General features: G+C 66.1%; 13 protein-coding genes. 6 read left to right on the top strand and 7 right to left on the bottom strand.

Annotated features, from left to right (window positions below):
* The first annotated feature begins 22 nt into the window (after positions 1-22).
* Positions 23-796 (top strand): ABC transporter permease, encoded by a 774-nt coding sequence (locus tag PSQ40_RS07045; protein ID WP_273950073.1) that lies wholly within the window; start codon positions 23-25, stop codon positions 794-796.
* Between the two features lie 273 nt (positions 797-1,069).
* Here PSQ40_RS07045 and PSQ40_RS07040 read toward each other — a convergent pair whose 3' ends face one another.
* Positions 1,070-2,092, bottom strand: coding sequence for an isopenicillin N synthase family dioxygenase (locus PSQ40_RS07040; protein WP_273950071.1), 1,023 nt, complete (start codon positions 2,090-2,092; stop codon positions 1,070-1,072).
* Positions 2,093-2,681: 589 nt separating this feature from the next.
* Here PSQ40_RS07040 and PSQ40_RS07035 point away from each other — a divergent pair.
* Genes PSQ40_RS07035 through PSQ40_RS07020 form a run of 4 tightly spaced genes read left to right on the top strand, consistent with a single transcriptional unit; the run spans position 2,682 to position 6,058 of the window.
* Positions 2,682-3,722, top strand: coding sequence for an ABC transporter substrate-binding protein (locus PSQ40_RS07035; protein WP_273950068.1), 1,041 nt, complete (start codon positions 2,682-2,684; stop codon positions 3,720-3,722).
* 20 nt (positions 3,723-3,742) lie between these two features.
* Entirely contained in the window at positions 3,743-4,753 is a 1,011-nt protein-coding gene (locus PSQ40_RS07030; RefSeq protein WP_273950066.1) for an isopenicillin N synthase family dioxygenase, read from the top strand.
* Complete coding sequence (locus PSQ40_RS07025) at positions 4,750-5,199, top strand: VOC family protein (protein ID WP_273950064.1); 450 nt, start codon at positions 4,750-4,752, stop codon at positions 5,197-5,199. The genes PSQ40_RS07030 and PSQ40_RS07025 overlap by 4 nt, the downstream gene beginning before the upstream one ends.
* A 31-nt stretch (positions 5,200-5,230) precedes the next feature.
* Positions 5,231-6,058 carry an urease accessory protein UreD gene (locus PSQ40_RS07020; RefSeq protein WP_273950062.1) on the top strand — a complete coding sequence of 276 codons (828 nt, stop codon included), beginning with the start codon at positions 5,231-5,233 and terminating at the stop codon, positions 6,056-6,058.
* A gap of 76 nt (positions 6,059-6,134) precedes the next feature.
* Here PSQ40_RS07020 and urtE read toward each other — a convergent pair whose 3' ends face one another.
* From urtE to urtA, 5 genes are all read right to left on the bottom strand, one after another.
* Complete coding sequence (gene urtE / locus PSQ40_RS07015) at positions 6,135-6,827, bottom strand: urea ABC transporter ATP-binding subunit UrtE (RefSeq protein ID WP_273950060.1); 693 nt, start codon at positions 6,825-6,827, stop codon at positions 6,135-6,137.
* Positions 6,828-6,919: 92 nt separating this feature from the next.
* Positions 6,920-7,801 carry an urea ABC transporter ATP-binding protein UrtD gene (gene urtD / locus PSQ40_RS07010; protein WP_273950058.1) on the bottom strand — a complete coding sequence of 294 codons (882 nt, stop codon included), beginning with the start codon at positions 7,799-7,801 and terminating at the stop codon, positions 6,920-6,922.
* Positions 7,798-8,946, bottom strand: a complete 1,149-nt coding sequence (gene urtC, locus PSQ40_RS07005; protein WP_273950056.1) for an urea ABC transporter permease subunit UrtC — start codon at positions 8,944-8,946, stop codon at positions 7,798-7,800. The genes urtD and urtC overlap by 4 nt, the downstream gene beginning before the upstream one ends.
* A 13-nt stretch (positions 8,947-8,959) precedes the next feature.
* Positions 8,960-10,537, bottom strand: a complete 1,578-nt coding sequence (gene urtB, locus PSQ40_RS07000; RefSeq protein ID WP_273950055.1) for an urea ABC transporter permease subunit UrtB — start codon at positions 10,535-10,537, stop codon at positions 8,960-8,962.
* Positions 10,538-10,651: 114 nt separating this feature from the next.
* Entirely contained in the window at positions 10,652-11,914 is a 1,263-nt protein-coding gene (gene urtA / locus PSQ40_RS06995) for an urea ABC transporter substrate-binding protein (RefSeq protein ID WP_273950053.1), read from the bottom strand.
* 375 nt (positions 11,915-12,289) lie between these two features.
* On the opposite strand from urtA, the gene PSQ40_RS06990 reads away from it, so the two are divergent.
* Positions 12,290-15,229 (top strand): putative bifunctional diguanylate cyclase/phosphodiesterase, encoded by a 2,940-nt coding sequence (locus tag PSQ40_RS06990; RefSeq protein ID WP_273950051.1) that lies wholly within the window; start codon positions 12,290-12,292, stop codon positions 15,227-15,229.
* Here the strand turns inward: PSQ40_RS06990 and PSQ40_RS06985 are convergent.
* A complete protein-coding gene (locus PSQ40_RS06985) occupies positions 15,223-16,029 on the bottom strand; it encodes an N-acyl amino acid synthase FeeM domain-containing protein (RefSeq protein WP_273950049.1) in 807 nt (268 codons plus the stop codon). The genes PSQ40_RS06990 and PSQ40_RS06985 overlap by 7 nt on opposite strands.
* Positions 16,030-16,055 lie beyond the last annotated feature (26 nt).

Here is a 16,055-nt window from a genome sequence, read left to right as displayed (position 1 = left end):
GCCCGCACGGACACCCCACGCCATGACGAACAAGAAAAAACTCATCGAAGCCTGGTCGCCCTGGCTGCTGCTGCTGGCCGTGCTGGTCAGCTGGCAACTGCTGTGCTCGGCCTTCAATGTGTCGGAGTTCATCTTCCCGAGCCCGGCCCGCATTGGCAGCCAGTTCATGGAGTTCAAATGGATCATCGCCGGCCACGCCTGGCGCACCTTCTGGGTCACGATGGCGGGCTTTGGCCTGGCCATCGTGGTCGGCGTGCTGCTGGGCTTTGTGATCGGCAGCTCGCGCCTGGCCTATGCCGCGGTGTACCCGCTGATGACCGCCTTCAACGCCCTGCCCAAGGCGGCGTTTGTGCCGATCCTGGTGGTGTGGTTCGGCATTGGTGTCGGCCCGGCCATCCTGACGGCCTTCCTGATCAGCTTCTTCCCCATCATGGTCAACATCGCCACCGGCCTGGCCACGCTGGAGCCCGAACTCGAAGACGTGCTGCGGGTGCTGGGTGCGCGCCGCTGGGACGTGCTCATGAAGGTCGGCCTGCCGCGCTCCATGCCCTACTTCTACGGCTCGCTCAAGGTCGCCATCACACTGGCCTTTGTCGGCACCACGGTGTCGGAGATGACCGCCGCCAACGAAGGCATCGGCTACCTGCTGATCAGCGCCGGCTCGGCCATGCAGATGGGCCTGGCCTTTGCAGGTCTGCTGGTGGTGGGCGCCATGGCCATGGCGATGTACGAGCTGTTCAGCTTCATCGAGAAGCGCACCACCGGCTGGGCGCACCGGGGCTCGCAAGGCGAGTGATGGGGCCAGCGCGGCCCCCGCGCTGCGGCCGCGCCGCCGCCCGCCAACCCCGGGCTGAACCCAGGTTCAGCGCCGGGGTTTTTCACGCGTGGCGCGCGCCCCGCAAGCCCGCCCCCCCCAGGTCTGGACGGCGGCCCGGCCCCGGCCTTCAGAAACGCCAACACGACCCCGCCCATCAAAGCGGGGCGGTTGAGACCCGGCGCGAAGCCGCAGCCAGTCCAAGGGGAGCGACAAGGCGAGGCAACGCCGTGTCAAGGCTGGCGTCCGCGGTTCTCAGTACGGCTTGAAGTTGGCGGCCACGCGCTGCTTGAGGTAGTCGCCCGCGGTGATGGCCGGGTACTTCCGGCCCGGGCCTTCGATCACAGCATCGCGGTTGGCCTGGCAGAAGAAGGCCAGGCTGTAGCGCGAGCCCATGAACTCACCGGGCACCGGGTTCTTCACGCGGTGGAAGTTCGAGGGCAGTTGGTCGTCGCTCCAGCGCATCAGCATGTCACCGATGTTGCAGGTGATGGCGGCCTCGTCGGGCTCGACCGACGTCCAGGCCTGCGAGTCCATTTCCTTGCCCGGGCAGACCTGCAGACCGCCCTGACCAGGGCGCTGGAACAACAAGGTCAGGCAGTCGAAGTCGGTGTGCGCCCCGGCACGCCACAGGCCCAGCTGGGCCTGCGCCTCGGGCGGGATGGCGTAGTAGTGCAGCAGGCGCAGCGTGCTCTGGTACTGGTCGCTGGCCGGGTCGTGGGCCCCCGTGAAGAAGTCCGAGGCGAATCCCAAACGGTCGGCAAAGCACGACAGCACCTGCATGCCCACGCCCCAGCACTGGGCCTCGAACGCCAGCAGGGTGGCCCGGAAGCCCGCCAGCTCGGCCTCGCTGGGCCACAGGCCGTCCATGTGCGGGCGCGTGATCTGGTAGGACTCTTTCTGGTCGGGCGTGCCGGTGCTGGGGCGCACCTGGGCTTTGCTCTCCCAGCCAACGTTGTTGGCCTTCTGGTGCGGGTACTGGGCCTTGACCGCGTCGGGCAGCGCAAAAAAGCGCTCCGACATGGCAAAGGCCTCGCGCACGCGGTCCAGCGCAATGCCGTGGTCGACGATCTGGAAAAAGCCCACATCGACCGAGGCGTCCCACAGTTGCTGGGCGATCTCGGCCTTGCGTTCGGCGTAGTGGGCCAGCGAGATGCGGCGGATTTCCCGCTGCGCGTTCTCCTGGCCCACCGCGCCCATGCGCGATTCTTTGGCCAGCTCGGATTGGGCCGAGGCCGTGGGGGTGGACTGGGGGGCAGTCAAGGGGGCGGTGTTCATTCAGGGCTCCTCAAAAAGCGGGTTGGGACCAAACCAAGGCCCCGCCTCAGAGACCCTCAGCCCAGGACGCACCGGGTGCCGGAAAGCCACCTGAGGCCAAGGGCGCCACCACCGAATCCGGCGGTCGCGTCGGGGGCCTCAAGAGCAATTCCCGGTCTGCGCGCCCCGCTCGGGCCGGGATGGCCTGACGGTGGCAGCGCAACTGAACGCTTCTACTCTTGCCCAGGAACAAGCAGTTTTCAGGCCAGGCCTTGCCCCGCAAGAGCAGGGCCTGAGGGCCCCTCACCAGCGCCGGTACGGCGCCGCCTGAGCCCCCCCAGCGCACCAGCGTGGCGCACCCAGGCCTCATCGCAGTGCCCCGACAGGGCCCGAACGGCGGGGCCGGCGTGGCACGAAAACTGCACTCATTGAGCCCAGAGAGTAGAAGCGTTCAGCGGCTTGACCGCCCGGAAATTGCTCTTGAAGTCAGGCGCCGATCCGGTGGGCCGAAAGGCCCGCGTCCGCCTGGTGTTCAAGGGCCTGCAGGGGCGCTTGAGGACCGGCGGGCCGGGGCGCCCCAACCCCATGTCCATCAAGGAGTGAGCTCTTCATGCAACGCCGTTCCATTCTGCGCATCAGCGCTGCTGCACCGCTGGCCGCCGCCAGTGCCCTGGCCACCCCCTGGGTGCGGGCCCAAGGTTCGCTGCACAAATTCAAGTTCAACCTCGGCTGGAAGGTCGAAGCCTCAGGCGCCGGCTTCTTGCTGGCGCTCCAGCGCGGCTATTACAAGGACGCCGGCCTGGACGTGGCCATCGACACCGGCAACGGCTCGGCCGCGGCGATCAGCCTGGTCGGCAGCGGCGCCTACGACGTGGCCTCGGCCGACCTGTCGACGCTGATCGAGTTCAACGTCGCCAACCCGCAGGCCGCCCTGCAGGCCGTGGCCATCCAGTACGACCTGAACCCGAACTCGATCATCGTGCGCAAGGACAGCGCGATCAAGAAGCCCGCCGACCTGGCGGGCAAGACCCTGCTGGGTCAGCCTTTCAACGCGTCGCGCAAGCTGTTCCCGGCCTTTGCCAAAGCCCAGGGCTTCGACCCCAGCGGCGTGAAGTGGGAGAACGTGACGCCCGACATCGGCGACACGCGCTTCGCCAAGGGCGACTTCGATGGCGCGGCCTATTTCTTCTTCACCGGCCTGCTCAACCTCAAGGCGCGCGGCCTGTCCTCCGACCAGCTGACCGTGTTCCGCTACTCGGAACTGGGCCTGAAGTCCTACGGCAACGGCCTGGTGGCCAACCCCAAGAGCCTGCAAGAACACCCCGACGCCATGAAAGCCTTTGTCAAAGCCACCACCCGCGGCTGGATCGAGGTCATGGCCGACCCGCGCGCGGGCGCCGCGGCCATCAAGGCCCGCGAGCCGCTGGCCAATGAAGAGCTGGAGTTCGAGCGCCTCAAGCTGATCGTTGACGGCACCATGAAGACCGCCGAAACCCGCGCCAACGGCTGGGGCGCCGCCACCTCCGCGCGCCTGCAGGCCACGCTGGACGAGACCGTGGCCGCCTTCGGCCTCAAGGGCGCGCCCACGCTGGCCGAGTTCTGGACCGACCGCTTCCTGCCCGGCGCGGCGGACCGCAAGCTCAAGGCCTGAGCGCCCCGCTGGAGCCCACCATGCCCGACGCCCAGTTGCCCCTGCTGGACCTCCATGACGCCCTGACCCCGGGCTCGCCGCGCAGCGCCGAGGTGGCGCGCCAGTTTCGCGCGGCGGCCCAGGACTCGGGCTTTTTCTATGTGCGCGGGCACGGTGTGCCCCAGGCGCTGATCGACGCGCAGTTCGCGCTCGCCGAACAGCTGCTGACCTTGCCGGCGGCGGTGCGCGAGGCCTTGTCGATCCGGCACTCGCCAGCCTCGCGTGGCTTCGAGGCCCTGGGCGCCCAGACGCTGGACGCCAGCGCCCACCCCGACCTCAAAGAGAGCTTCTACTGCGGGCTGGCCTACCCCGACGACCACCCCTATGTGCGCGCCGGCTACCAGACCTATGGCCACAACCAGTGGCCTGCCGAACTGCCCGAGGCCCCGGCCCGCTGCGAGGCCTACCAGCAGGCCATGCTGACCCTGGCCCAGCGACTGATGCAGTTGATGGCGCTGTCGCTGGACCTGCCAGAACACTATTTCGACGCGGCCAACGGCAGCCCCATGGTCACCCTGCGCATGGTGCGTTACCCGCCCCACCCGCCAGGGGCCGACGAACACACCTTTGGCGCCGGCGCCCACACCGACTGGGGGGCGCTGACCCTGCTGGCCCAAGACCACCACGGTGGCCTGGAGGTCTGCACGCCGCGCGGCGACTGGATCGAGGCCACGCCCCTGCCGGGCACCCTGGTGGTCAACCTCGGCGACATGGTGCCGCGCTGGACCAATGGGCGCTACCACTCCAACCCGCACCGGGTGCGCAACCGCCACTCGGGCGGCGCGGCGCGCTACTCGATCCCCTTCTTCTACGAACCCGACTACCTGGCCCCGATCACGCCGGTGCCCGGCACCGTGGCGCCTGGCGAGACGCCGCGCTTCGAACCCTGCACCGCGGGCGAGCACCTGCGCCAGATGTACCTCAAAACCTACGCGCCAAAGGCCGCCGTGGCCGCCCACCCAGTGGCCGAGCGGCCCACCGTCACCCCATGAAACTCTGGTTCAACCTGCTGTGCGCCGAGCCCGAAGCCCTGATGCTGTTCTACCAGGCCCTGCTGGGCCTGCCCGAGGCGCGGGCCAGCCGATCGCCGATCTACCGGGCGCTCGAAGGCCACGACTTCCAACTGGGCTTCAACGCCGCACCGGCCTATGCGCTGCTCGGCCTGCAAGGCCGCGAACCCGCGCCGGACCAGCCCCCGCCCGTGACCGCCTACGCGACCTTCATGCTCAGCACGGCCGCTGAAGTCAGCGAAGGCGCTGCGCGCGTCGGCGCCTTGGGTGGGCAATTGCTCAAGCCGCCCTATGCGACCTATTACGGTCAGTGGCAAACCGTGCTGGCCGACCCCGCCGGCAACGCCTTCCGCCTCAGCTCCGAGCGCTTGCCCGACGGGGTGGAGCCGCCGGCGTTTCCGCGGTCCCAGGGCCTGCCACCGGCCTGAGCCCCACCGGCGCTCCCCTACACTTGACCCCATGTCCTGGCACGCTCGACTCGATCTCCAATACACCTATGAAGCCCAACGCACCGCGGCCCGTTTTCAACATGACGGACCGCTGCGCATCCTGCAAAGCCTCTACCCCGAAGGCCCCATCTGCCACAACGTGCTGGTCCACCCGCCCGGCGGGCTGGTGGGGGGCGACACGCTGGACATCACGGTCCAAGTGGCCGACGGCGCCCATGGCCTGGTGACCACACCAGGGGCGACGCGCTTCTACCGCTCGCTCGGCGAGCCCGCCTTGCAGCGCGCGCAAGTGGACCTGGCCGCGGGTGCCCGGCTCGAATGGCTGCCGCTCGAAGCCATCGCCTACAACCAGTGCCTGGCACGCAATGAACTGCGCCTGCGCCTGGCGCCCGGTGCCGAGATGATGGGCTGGGACATCACGGCCCTGGGCCTGCCGCACGCCAAGCAGCCTTTTGAACAAGGCGAGTTTGCGCAGCACATCGAGTTGGAAGGCGTCTGGCTGGAACGCGGGCGCATCGACGCCAACGACCACCGCCTGCTGCGCAGTCCGCTGGGGCTGGCAGGGCAGCGGTGTGTGGGGTCGCTGTTCTTCCTGGCCGGCAGTGCCCTGGGCCGAGAGCGCCGCGAGCTGGGCCTGAGCCTGGCGCGCGAAGCGCTCGAACCGCACACCCTGCGCGACCTGGCCGGCGCCACCAGCCCGCACGAGCAGGTGATGGTGGTGCGGGTGCTGGGCCCGCAGGTGGAGCCCGTGATGCAGCTGCTGCGCGCGGTCTGGGCCCGCTGGCGCGAAGGCCTGTGGCAGCTGCCCGCCACGCCGCCCCGCATCTGGGCCATGTGAACCTGGGCCCGGCCCGCAGCACGCGGGCCCACGGCCCACGGGCCTGAAGGGGCCCGCGCTGGGCGCCCTCAGGCCGTCAGATGGCGACGAGTTGGCGCACGCCTTTTTCGACCATCTCGCTGCCCGGGCCGCGGGCAATGACCTCACCGCGCTCCATGACCAGGTAGTCGTCGGCCAGCTCTTCGGCAAAGTCGTAGTACTGCTCACACAGCAGGATGGCCATCTCGCCACGGTCGGCCAGCATGCGGATCACGCGGCCGATGTCCTTGATGATGCTCGGCTGGATGCCTTCGGTGGGCTCGTCGAGGATCAGCAGTTTGGGCCCCGCGGCCAGGGCGCGTGCGATGGCCAGTTGCTGCTGCTGCCCGCCCGACAGGTCCCCACCCCGGCGGTGCAGCATCTGCTTGAGCACCGGAAACAGCTCGTACAGTTCGGCGGGCACCGGGGTGCTGCCGCTCTTGTAGGCCAGGCCCATGCGCAGGTTTTCCTCCACGGTGAGGCGGGCAAAGATCTCGCGGCCCTGGGGCACGAAGCCGATGCCGGCCCGCGCGCGCTCGTACGGGGTGGCTTTCTCGATGGCCTGGCCATTGAACTCAATGCTGCCGGTCTTGATGGGCACCAGGCCCATGAGGCTCTTGAGCAAGGTGGTCTTGCCCACGCCGTTGCGGCCCAGCAGCACGGTGACTTTGCCAGGGGTGGTTTGCAGGCTCACGTCACGCAGGATGTGGGAGCCGCCGTAGTACTGGTTGATGTTTTTGACGGTCAGCATGGTGGCAGGCTAGTCAGGTTGAGGTGAGGTCAGGGTGGCTGCTTGGCACCGCTGGGGCGGCGCCCCTCGCGTTGCGCTGTGGCTTGTGTGGATCACCGCCCGAGGTAAACCTCGATCACGCGCTCATCGGCCTGCACTTGATCGAGCGTGCCTTGGGCCAGCACCGAGCCGTCGCACAGCACCGTCACGATGTCGGAGATGGTGCGGATGAAGCTCATGTCGTGCTCCACCACCATCAGCGAGTGCTTGCCCTTGAGCGTCAGGAACAACTCGGCGGTGCGGGCGGTTTCCTCGTCGGTCATGCCGGCCACCGGTTCGTCGAGCAGCAGCAGCTTGGGGTCTTGCATCAGCAGCATGCCGATCTCGAGCCACTGCTTCTGCCCGTGGCTCAGGTTGCCCGACAGGCGTGTCACATGCTCGGCGAGGTGAATCGTGTGCAGCACCTCGGCGAGGCGGTCTTTCTGCGCCGAATCGAGGCGGAAGAACATCGAGGCGCGCACGCCCTTGTGCGTCTTCAGCGCCAGCTCCAGGTTCTCGAACACGGTCAGGTGTTCGAACACGGTGGGCTTCTGGAACTTGCGCCCGATGCCCAACTGGGCGATCTCAGCCTCGCGGTAGCGCAGCAGGTCGATCGTGCTGCCGAAATAAACCTGGCCTTCGTCGGGCCGGGTCTTGCCGGTGATGATGTCCATCATCGTGGTCTTGCCGGCCCCATTGGGGCCGATGATGCAGCGCAGCTCGCCCGGGGCGATGTCGAGCGACAGCTTGTTGATGGCCTTGAAGCCGTCAAAACTGACGCTCACGTCCTCGAGGTAGAGGATGCGGCCGTGGCTCACATCGACCTCGCCCTGCGTCACGACCCGGCCAAAGCCCGCCGTGCGGCCACCAGATTCGGTGTTGCTCTTCTCAGCCTGCAAGGCCGCCATGCGGGCCTCGGCGCGGCGCGCGCCCTGCTCCAACAGATCTGGCGTCATTGACCGCCCCCTTCACGAAACTTCTTCACCAGGCCCACCACCCCTTGCGGCAGGTACAGGGTCACGGCAATGAACAGCGCGCCCAGGAAATACAGCCAGAACTCCGGCGCCGTGACGGTCAGCCAGCTCTTGGCCCCATTGACCAGGAAGGCCCCGATCACCGGACCGATCAGCGTGGCACGACCGCCCACCGCCGCCCACACCGCCATCTCGATGGAGGCCGCCGTGCTCATTTCCCCGGGGTTGATGATGCCCACCTGGGGCACATACAGAGCGCCCGCCACACCGCACATGACGGCCGACAGGGTCCAGATGGTGAGCTTGTAGGGCAGCGGGTTGTAGCCCGAGAACATGACGCGGCTCTCGGCGTCGCGGATGGCCTGCAGCACGCGACCGAACTTGGAGCGGATCAACCAGCGCGCCATCAGGAAGAAGCCCAGCAGGGTCAGGCCGGTCAGCACGAACAAGGTCATGCGCATGCTGGGCGTGGCGATCGGCAGGCCGAGGATGCGCTTGAAATCGGTGAAGCCGTTGTTGCCGCCAAAGCCGGTTTCGTTGCGGAAGAACAGCAGCATCGCCGCAAAGGTCATGGCCTGGGTGATGATCGAGAAGTACACCCCCTTGATGCGCGAGCGGAAGGCGAAGAAGCCAAACACCAGGGCCACCAGGCCGGGCACCAGCACGATCAGGATCAGGGTGGCGACAAAACTGTCCGAGAAGGTCCAGTGCCAGGGCAAGGCCTTCCAGTCCAGGAACACCATGAAGTCCGGCAGGTCGCTCTTGTAGTTGCCGTCGCGGCCGATCTGGCGCATCAGGTACATGCCCATCACATAGCCACCGAGCGCAAAGAACAGGCCGTGGCCCAGGCTCAGGATGCCGGTGTAGCCCCAGATCAGGTCCATCGCCAGGGCGACGATGGCATAGCACATGATCTTGCCGACCAGGGCGACCGCGTAGTCGCTGAGGTGGAACACGCTGTCGGCAGGCACCATCAGGTTGAGCACCGGGGCCACCGCGCACACCACGATCAGGGCCAGCAGAAAGGCACCCCAACCCGCGCCCGACAGAAGTGGTGCCGGGGCTGGCAAGGCCACGCGGGGGGACGAGGCGGATGTCGTCGAAGTAGAAGTGGAGGTCATGGTCATTTGCTGCGCTCCTTCAGGCTTCTGCAGAGCGGCCCTTCATCGCGAAGATGCCTTGCGGGCGCTTCTGGATGAAGACGATGATGAAAACGAGGACCGCGATCTTGGCCAGCACGGCCCCGGCGAAGCCCTCAAGAAACTTGTTCAGGATGCCCAGGCCCAGCGCCGCGTAAACGGTGCCGGCCAACTGCCCCACCCCGCCCAGCACCACCACCATGAACGAGTCCACGATGTAGCCCTGGCCCAGGTCCGGGCCCACATTACCCACCTGGCTCAGCGCGCAACCGGCCAGACCGGCGATGCCCGACCCCAGCGCGAAGGCGTAGGTGTCGATGCGTGCGGTGTTGACGCCCATGCACGAGGCGATCGGGCGGTTCTGCGTCACGCCGCGCACAAACAGGCCCAGGCGGGTCTTGCCGATCAGGAAGGCCATGCCCAGCAGCACCGCGGCGGCGAAGGCGATGATGATGATGCGGTTCCACGGCAGCTGCAGGTTGCCCATGAGCAGCACGCCGCCACTCATCCAGCTGGGGTTCTCGACGCCCACGTTCTGCGCGCCAAAAATCGTGCGCACCAGCTGCATCAGCATCAGGCTGATGCCCCAGGTGGCAAGCAGGGTCTCCAGCGGGCGGCCGTACAGGAAGCGCAGCACGCTGCGCTCGAGCGCGGCGCCCATCAGGGCCGAGGCCAGGAAAGACACCGGCACCGCCGCCAGCAGGTACCAGTCAAAGGCCCCCGGCAGGTATTTCTGGAACAGGCCCTGCACCACGTAGGTGGCGTAGGCGCCAATCATCATCAGCTCGCCATGGGCCATGTTGATCACCCCCATCAGGCCGTAGGTGATGGCCAGGCCCAGCGCCACCAGCAGCAGGATGGACCCCAGGCTGATGCCCGAGAACAGAGCGCCCAGGCGGTCGCTCCAGACCAGCGAGGCTTCGATGCTTTGCAGCGAGCGCTGGATGGCGCTCTTCACGCCGACGTCGGTTTCCTCTTTGAGGCGTTCGACCAACACCGTCTTGGTGCTGGCGTTGTGGCTGTCGCCCAGCGTACGCGCGGCTTCCAGGCGGCGAGCGGCGTCGCTGCTGCCCAGCAGGATGCGGGCGCGCACCACGGCCAGTTGGTCCTTGAGGGCGGGCACGGTTTCGGCCGCGAGGGCTTTCTCGATCAGCGGCAGGCGCGCTTCGTCGGTTTCCGTCTCCAGCGTCTTGACGGCTTCGCGGCGCACTTTCTCGTCCGGCGAGAACAGCTTGAGCGCGGCCAGCGCGGCGTCGATCTCGCCACGCATGCGGTTGTTGTTGATGACGTCTTCGGCGTCGTCGGGCACGGGCGAGGCGGTGCCGGTGACCGGGTCCAGGCCTCGGCCGTCTTTCTGGATCAGCCACACCTGTTGTCCTTTGACCTTGACGGCGTCGTCGGCCAGGGCCTGGATCAGGGCCGCGGTCGGGTCGTCGGGGGTGGCGGTCGCTTTGGCCAGCGCCTCGATGCGGGCGTCGGTGTCGCCGCTGACCAGCGACAGGGCCACGGCGGGGTCCAGGGCATGGGCCTGGCAGGCTGCCAGCAGGGCAGCGAGGGAGAAAAGGAGTCGGATCAGCATGGCGCCTCGGGGGTCTGGGTGGGGCGCTGAGCCGTATCTTGGCCAGCACAGCGCCCGGGTGACCTGCAAGGCGGGTCGCAGGTCCGGTGGCCCCCGGGTGGGGGCCGGTGGCAATTACTTCTTGGCGGGCTCGTCAGCCTTCTTCTCGTTGCCTTCGATGAAGGGGCTCCAGGGCTTGGCCTTGACCGGGCCCGGGGTCTTCCAGACCACGTTGAACTGACCGTCGGCCTTGATTTCGCCGATGAACACCGACTTGTGCAGGTGGTGGTTCTTTTCGTCCATCTTGGAGACGATGCCGCTCGGGGCCTTGAAGGTCTGGCCGGCCATGGCGGCGATCACCTTGTCCACGTCGGTGGACTTGGCCTTCTCAACCGCTTGCTTCCACATGTTGATGCCGATGTAGGTGGCTTCCATCGGGTCGTTGGTCAGGGGCTTGTCCTTGTGGCCAGCGATGTTGTTGGCCTTGGCGTAAGCGCTCCACTTCTTGATGAACTCGTCGTTGCTCGGGTTCTTGATGGACATGAAGTAGTTCCAGGCGGCCAGGTGGCCCACCAGCGGCTTGGTGTCCACGCCGCGCAGTTCTTCTTCACCCACCGAGAACGCCACCACCGGCACGTCCTTGGCCTTCAGGCCGGCGTTGCCCAGTTCCTTGTAGAACGGCACGTTGGAGTCGCCGTTGATGGTGGACACCACGGCGGTCTTGCCACCCTGGCTGAACTTCTTGATGTCGGCCACGATGGTTTGGTAGTCGGAGTGACCGAAGGGGGTGTACTTCTCGTCGATGTCCGATTCCTTCACGCCCTTGCTCTTCAGGTAGGCGCGCAGGATCTTGTTGGTGGTGCGGGGGTACACGTAGTCGGTGCCCAGCAGCACCCAGCGCTTGGCCGCGCCGCCGTCCTTGCTCATCAGGTAGTCGACGGCGGGGATGGCTTGCTGGTTCGGGGCGGCGCCGGTGTAGAACACGTTCTTGGACAGTTCTTCACCTTCGTACTGCACCGGGTAGAACAGCAGGCCGTTGAGCTCTTCCACCACCGGCAGCACCGACTTGCGCGACACGCTGGTCCAGCAGCCGAAGATCACGCTGACCTTGTCCTGGGTCAGCAGTTGCTTGGTCTTTTCAGCGAACAGCGGCCAGTTGGAGGCCGGGTCCACGATCACGGGCTCGAGCTTCTTGCCCAGCACGCCGCCCTTGGCGTTGATTTCTTCAATGGCCATCAGCACGGTGTCTTTCAACACGGTTTCCGAGATGGCCATGGTGCCCGACAGGCTGTGCAGCACGCCGACCTTGATGGTGTCTGCGGCCTGGGCCGGGATGGCGGTGATGCCTGCGAGCGCGACGGCGGCGGTCAGGGCCTTGAGGGTGAAGCGACGTTGCATGAGGAAACTCCGGTTGAGGTTGGATCGGTCCGTCACCGGGGGCGTCACCCCCTGGTGACACTTCGATGACGACGGATGTCATCGTAGGAAGCGCAGGCGGTATGAGGAATACGCCGGGTGGCGTATGCGGGGGCGAGATGCGGGGGCGCATGCGGTGGGCTTGCGCAGCTGCGGCCTGGTCGGTGCAGCAGGTCCACCAAAACGGTGGGGTTGAACCAACACCATCTTCACTGTCAGGGGGAATCCCTCAAGTTGATGATTGCCAGGGCAACAATCCCCTCATAATTGATCAATCTATTTACAACCTCGACCCATGCCAAGCAGATGTGATCCAGCTCGGAGCCAGGCACGGTTCGTTGTGTCATTTCCGACGACGTGACCCTTTCCGATACGCCCCGCGCTGAGCACTGGCTTGACCGGTTTTTGCTGGCGCTGTCCATCTACATCCTGCCGGCCGGGGTGTTGCTGTTTTCCGTCTGGGCGCTGGTGTTCTGGCCGCACATCTACCCGGAAACCAGCAACGAGACCTTGCGTTTCAAAGCGGTCAGTGCAGAGTCCTCCTGGACGCCAGAGCAAGCGCTCAAATCCTTCAGCGACCGCACCGAAGTGTCTCAGCATGAGACGCACCTCTCCGAGTCGCCGGTTTGGCTGCAACTCGATCTGCCCGCCAAAACGGCCTCGGGTCACTGGATGCTGGAGTTCCCGTCCCGCCACGCCACCCAGATGAGCTGCTGGGACCGGACATCGCTGACCCTGCTGGGGCGCGCGTCACACCATGGCCAGACTGGCCGACTGATCAGTTCCCGAGGTGGCTTTGCCTTGCAGGTGGCGGCGCAATCCAGCCCCCACCGACTTCTTTGCCAAATCGACGCGGTGGGCCCGGCGAAACTGAGTGTGTTGTTGTGGAACGAATCTGCCTGGTCGGTCGCGGTGCGCGAGTTTGACCACAACGCGGGCCTGCTCAATGGGGGGCTGCTGGTGTTGGCGGTCTTCATCCTGATCACGGCAGCCATCACCCGCAGCCGCCTGCACCTGCTCTTTGCCGTGTGGCTGGTGATCAACCTGCGCATGGCCTCTTTGTCGGCCGGCTGGGACCTGGGGTGGCTGGAGCGCATGATCCCCGCCGACCTGATCGGGCGCAGCCGGCTGTTGACGGTCACCCTGTTCTTTGTGGTAGGCGTGACCCTGTTCAGCAACCTGCTGCGCAAAGAGTTGCTGGCCACCCAGCAAATGGGTCGGATGAGGCTGATCCAGTGGGTGTGCCTGCCGTTGCTGGCCTTGTCCACCTGCTTGTCGTTTGCGCAGTTCCTGCCCTTGGTGTGGGTCAGCACCACCCTGTGTGGCGCGGCGCTGCTGTATTTGTTGCTGCGGGTGCTGGCCCACTCCCGCACGCCGGTGGTGCTCTGGTACAGCGCCTCGATCGCAATCACCCTGCTGGCCAGCCTGTACGAGATTGCGTCGGCGGCCTTGGGTCAGAAGTCGCTGTTGGGTTCGGTCAACAGCGTGACAGCCGCCTTGTCGTCGAGCCTGCTGGCCTCGTTGGCGATTGCAGCGCAGATGCGCCAGGAAAACCAACAAAAGCAAGAAGCCCAGGCCGCCCTGCAACACACCTTCGAGGTGATTCCGATCGGGCTGTTCACGCTCGACCTCGACGGCCGCTTTCTGAGTGCGAATCCGGCCATGATGGCGCTGCTCGGGCCCGCCTTGCTGGAGAACGGCAGCAACCAATGGACCAGCTATTTCAGCCCAGACTCCTGGCTGCGCCTGACCCACATGGTGGGGACCCAGATCGGCGCCGAACTGGAGATCGAAAGCCGACGCGACAGCCGCGACCCGAACTCCAAGAAGTTCTTGGTCAAGGCCACGCTGGCACGCGACCGCATTGAAGGCTCGCTCGAAGACATCACGGAACGCGCGCGCGCCACGGCCCACCTGCAGTTCCTGGCCCACCACGATCCGCTGACCAAGCTGCTGAACCGCACAGGCATCCAACGGGCGCTGGAGATGGCCTTGTCCGAACCCCAGGCACGCGGCCAGGTGTCGGTGGCCTTCATTGACTTGGACCGTTTCAAGCTCATCAACCACATCTATGGCAACGCGGCGGGTGACGAGGTGCTGCGGCAGATCAGCCAACGCCTGAGCAACCTGCTGTCCGGCGACATGCAATTGGGCCGCGTCGGCGGTGACGAGTTCCTGCTGGTGATTCCCCACACCCGGGCAGCCCATGCCACCCTGCTGTGCCAGGGCATGGTGAACAGCATCCGCACCCGCCCCATCAAGGTGGGGGAGCGGTCGTTTCATGTTCGGGGCTCCATCGGCTTGATCGAGGTGGCACCGGGCACCGCCTACAAAGACGCCATCTCCACGGCGGACCGAGCCTGCCGGGATGCCAAGGCCAGCGGTGGCGATCACCTCGTGGTGTTCGAACGGCACTCCCGGATCTTCCTGGAGCATGAGGCCGAGATGAAGCTGGTCGAGCAGCTGTCGGCCAACGCTGGGGCACCGGACGGTTTGTACCTGGAGATGCAGCCCATCATGTCGCTGAGCGAGCCCTTCCAGACGCTCAACTTTGAAGTGCTGCTGCGGGCCCGCGATGCAGCGGGTGAGTTGGTTCCGACCCCCCGGCTGATCTCGGCGGCCGAGTTCAGTGGCCGCATGGGGGTGATCGATCGCTGGGTCATCTCTGAGACCCTGAATTGGCTCAGCGCCCACCTGCCCCAGCTCGACAACACCCTGTTCATCTGCGTCAACCTCAGTGGCGCCTCGCTGAACGACGAGCGTTTTGTCCAGGACGTGTTCGAGTTGCTGAACCGCCACCGGGACATCGCGGGTCGCCTGTGTCTGGAGATCACCGAAAGCATCGCGCTGCACGACCTCGAGAACACGCGCCGCTTCATCGACGGGGTTCGTGCCGTCGGCGCCAAGGTGGCGCTGGATGACTTCGGGGCCGGCTACACCTCGTTCTCCTACCTGAAGGACCTGCCAGCCGATTTGTTGAAGATCGATGGCAGCTTCATTGTGAACATGAACAAGCACCCGGCCAACATCGCCATCGTCGAAGCCATTGTCAATCTGGCCCGCAATCTGGGCATGAAGACCATCGCAGAGTGGGCGGAAGACGCGGCCACGGTGCAGACCCTGACCGACATCGGGGTCGATTATGTGCAGGGCTTTGCCATCGCCCGGGCCCAATCACCGGCCCGGATGTTGGAGCACCGGTCCTCAGCCGACTTCATCCAGGACGAAGCGCTGAAAGTCTACCTGCACAGCCAGGCCACCAACCCCCAGGGCTTGCTGCTGCCGCGCTTTCACTGAAGGCGAACCCCCACCGACACCGGCCCACGCGGGGCCAGGTGCATGGGCATCGGTGACGCGCGAGAGGTCAGCGGTACATCGTCGAGCTGAATTTCCGGGTGGTGGGTGCGGAACAAGAAGTCGTAGAAGGAATGCTGCTCGGCGTTCGGCAAGGTGCGGGCCGTCCCGACTTCAAAGCACATGACGCGGTGCGGAATATTGCCCGCATGGCGCAGCGGCACCGGGCCGAGTTCGGGGTAAACCTCACGGAACATCAGGCGGCGGTACTGCCGGTCCAGGGGCGAGCGCCCAGCGATCACCATCCAGTCGATGCCAAAGCGTTCGCAGTACTGGAAAAACGCCTTGAAGAGCACCGTTTTGACCAGCAGGCCCTGCACGCCCTCGGTCACGCCCAGGCGCACGGCCTCGGCCAGCACGCCCCCATGACGCAACCAGTCCGGCAACGCCACCGACTGCTCCAGCGGCAGCGGTTCGTGGCGGTTGGTTTGGATGCGCATGGTGCCCAGCGGGGAGCCGTCCAGGCGCGACTCGGCCAGCAAAATGACGGAATCGTCACTGAAATCCGAGCGCTCCGCCTGCTTCAGGGATTCGGCAAATTCGGGCAAGTGTCGCGCATAGGCCGCATGCCGGATGGCGATGGCCTTGGCCAGTTGCCGCTCACTGGAAACCAGACGCACCGTGAAAGGCAAACGCTCCTCGACCAGGCCATCCTTCCCCTGCGACAGCGAGGCCTGTTGGCCGGCACGGGGCGGGGTGAGGCGGATGTCCGAATCCAGAAACGGGGTCATAACGGCAGCCATGAAATACTCCTGTTGGGTGGGGGAGA

It is taken from the genome of Curvibacter cyanobacteriorum (genome assembly GCF_028649475.1).
Taxonomy (GTDB): Bacteria; Pseudomonadota; Gammaproteobacteria; order Burkholderiales; family Burkholderiaceae_C; genus Curvibacter; species Curvibacter cyanobacteriorum.
The sequence above is the reverse complement of the archived record's forward strand: the minus strand, read 5'-3'. Positions and strand labels throughout refer to the sequence as shown.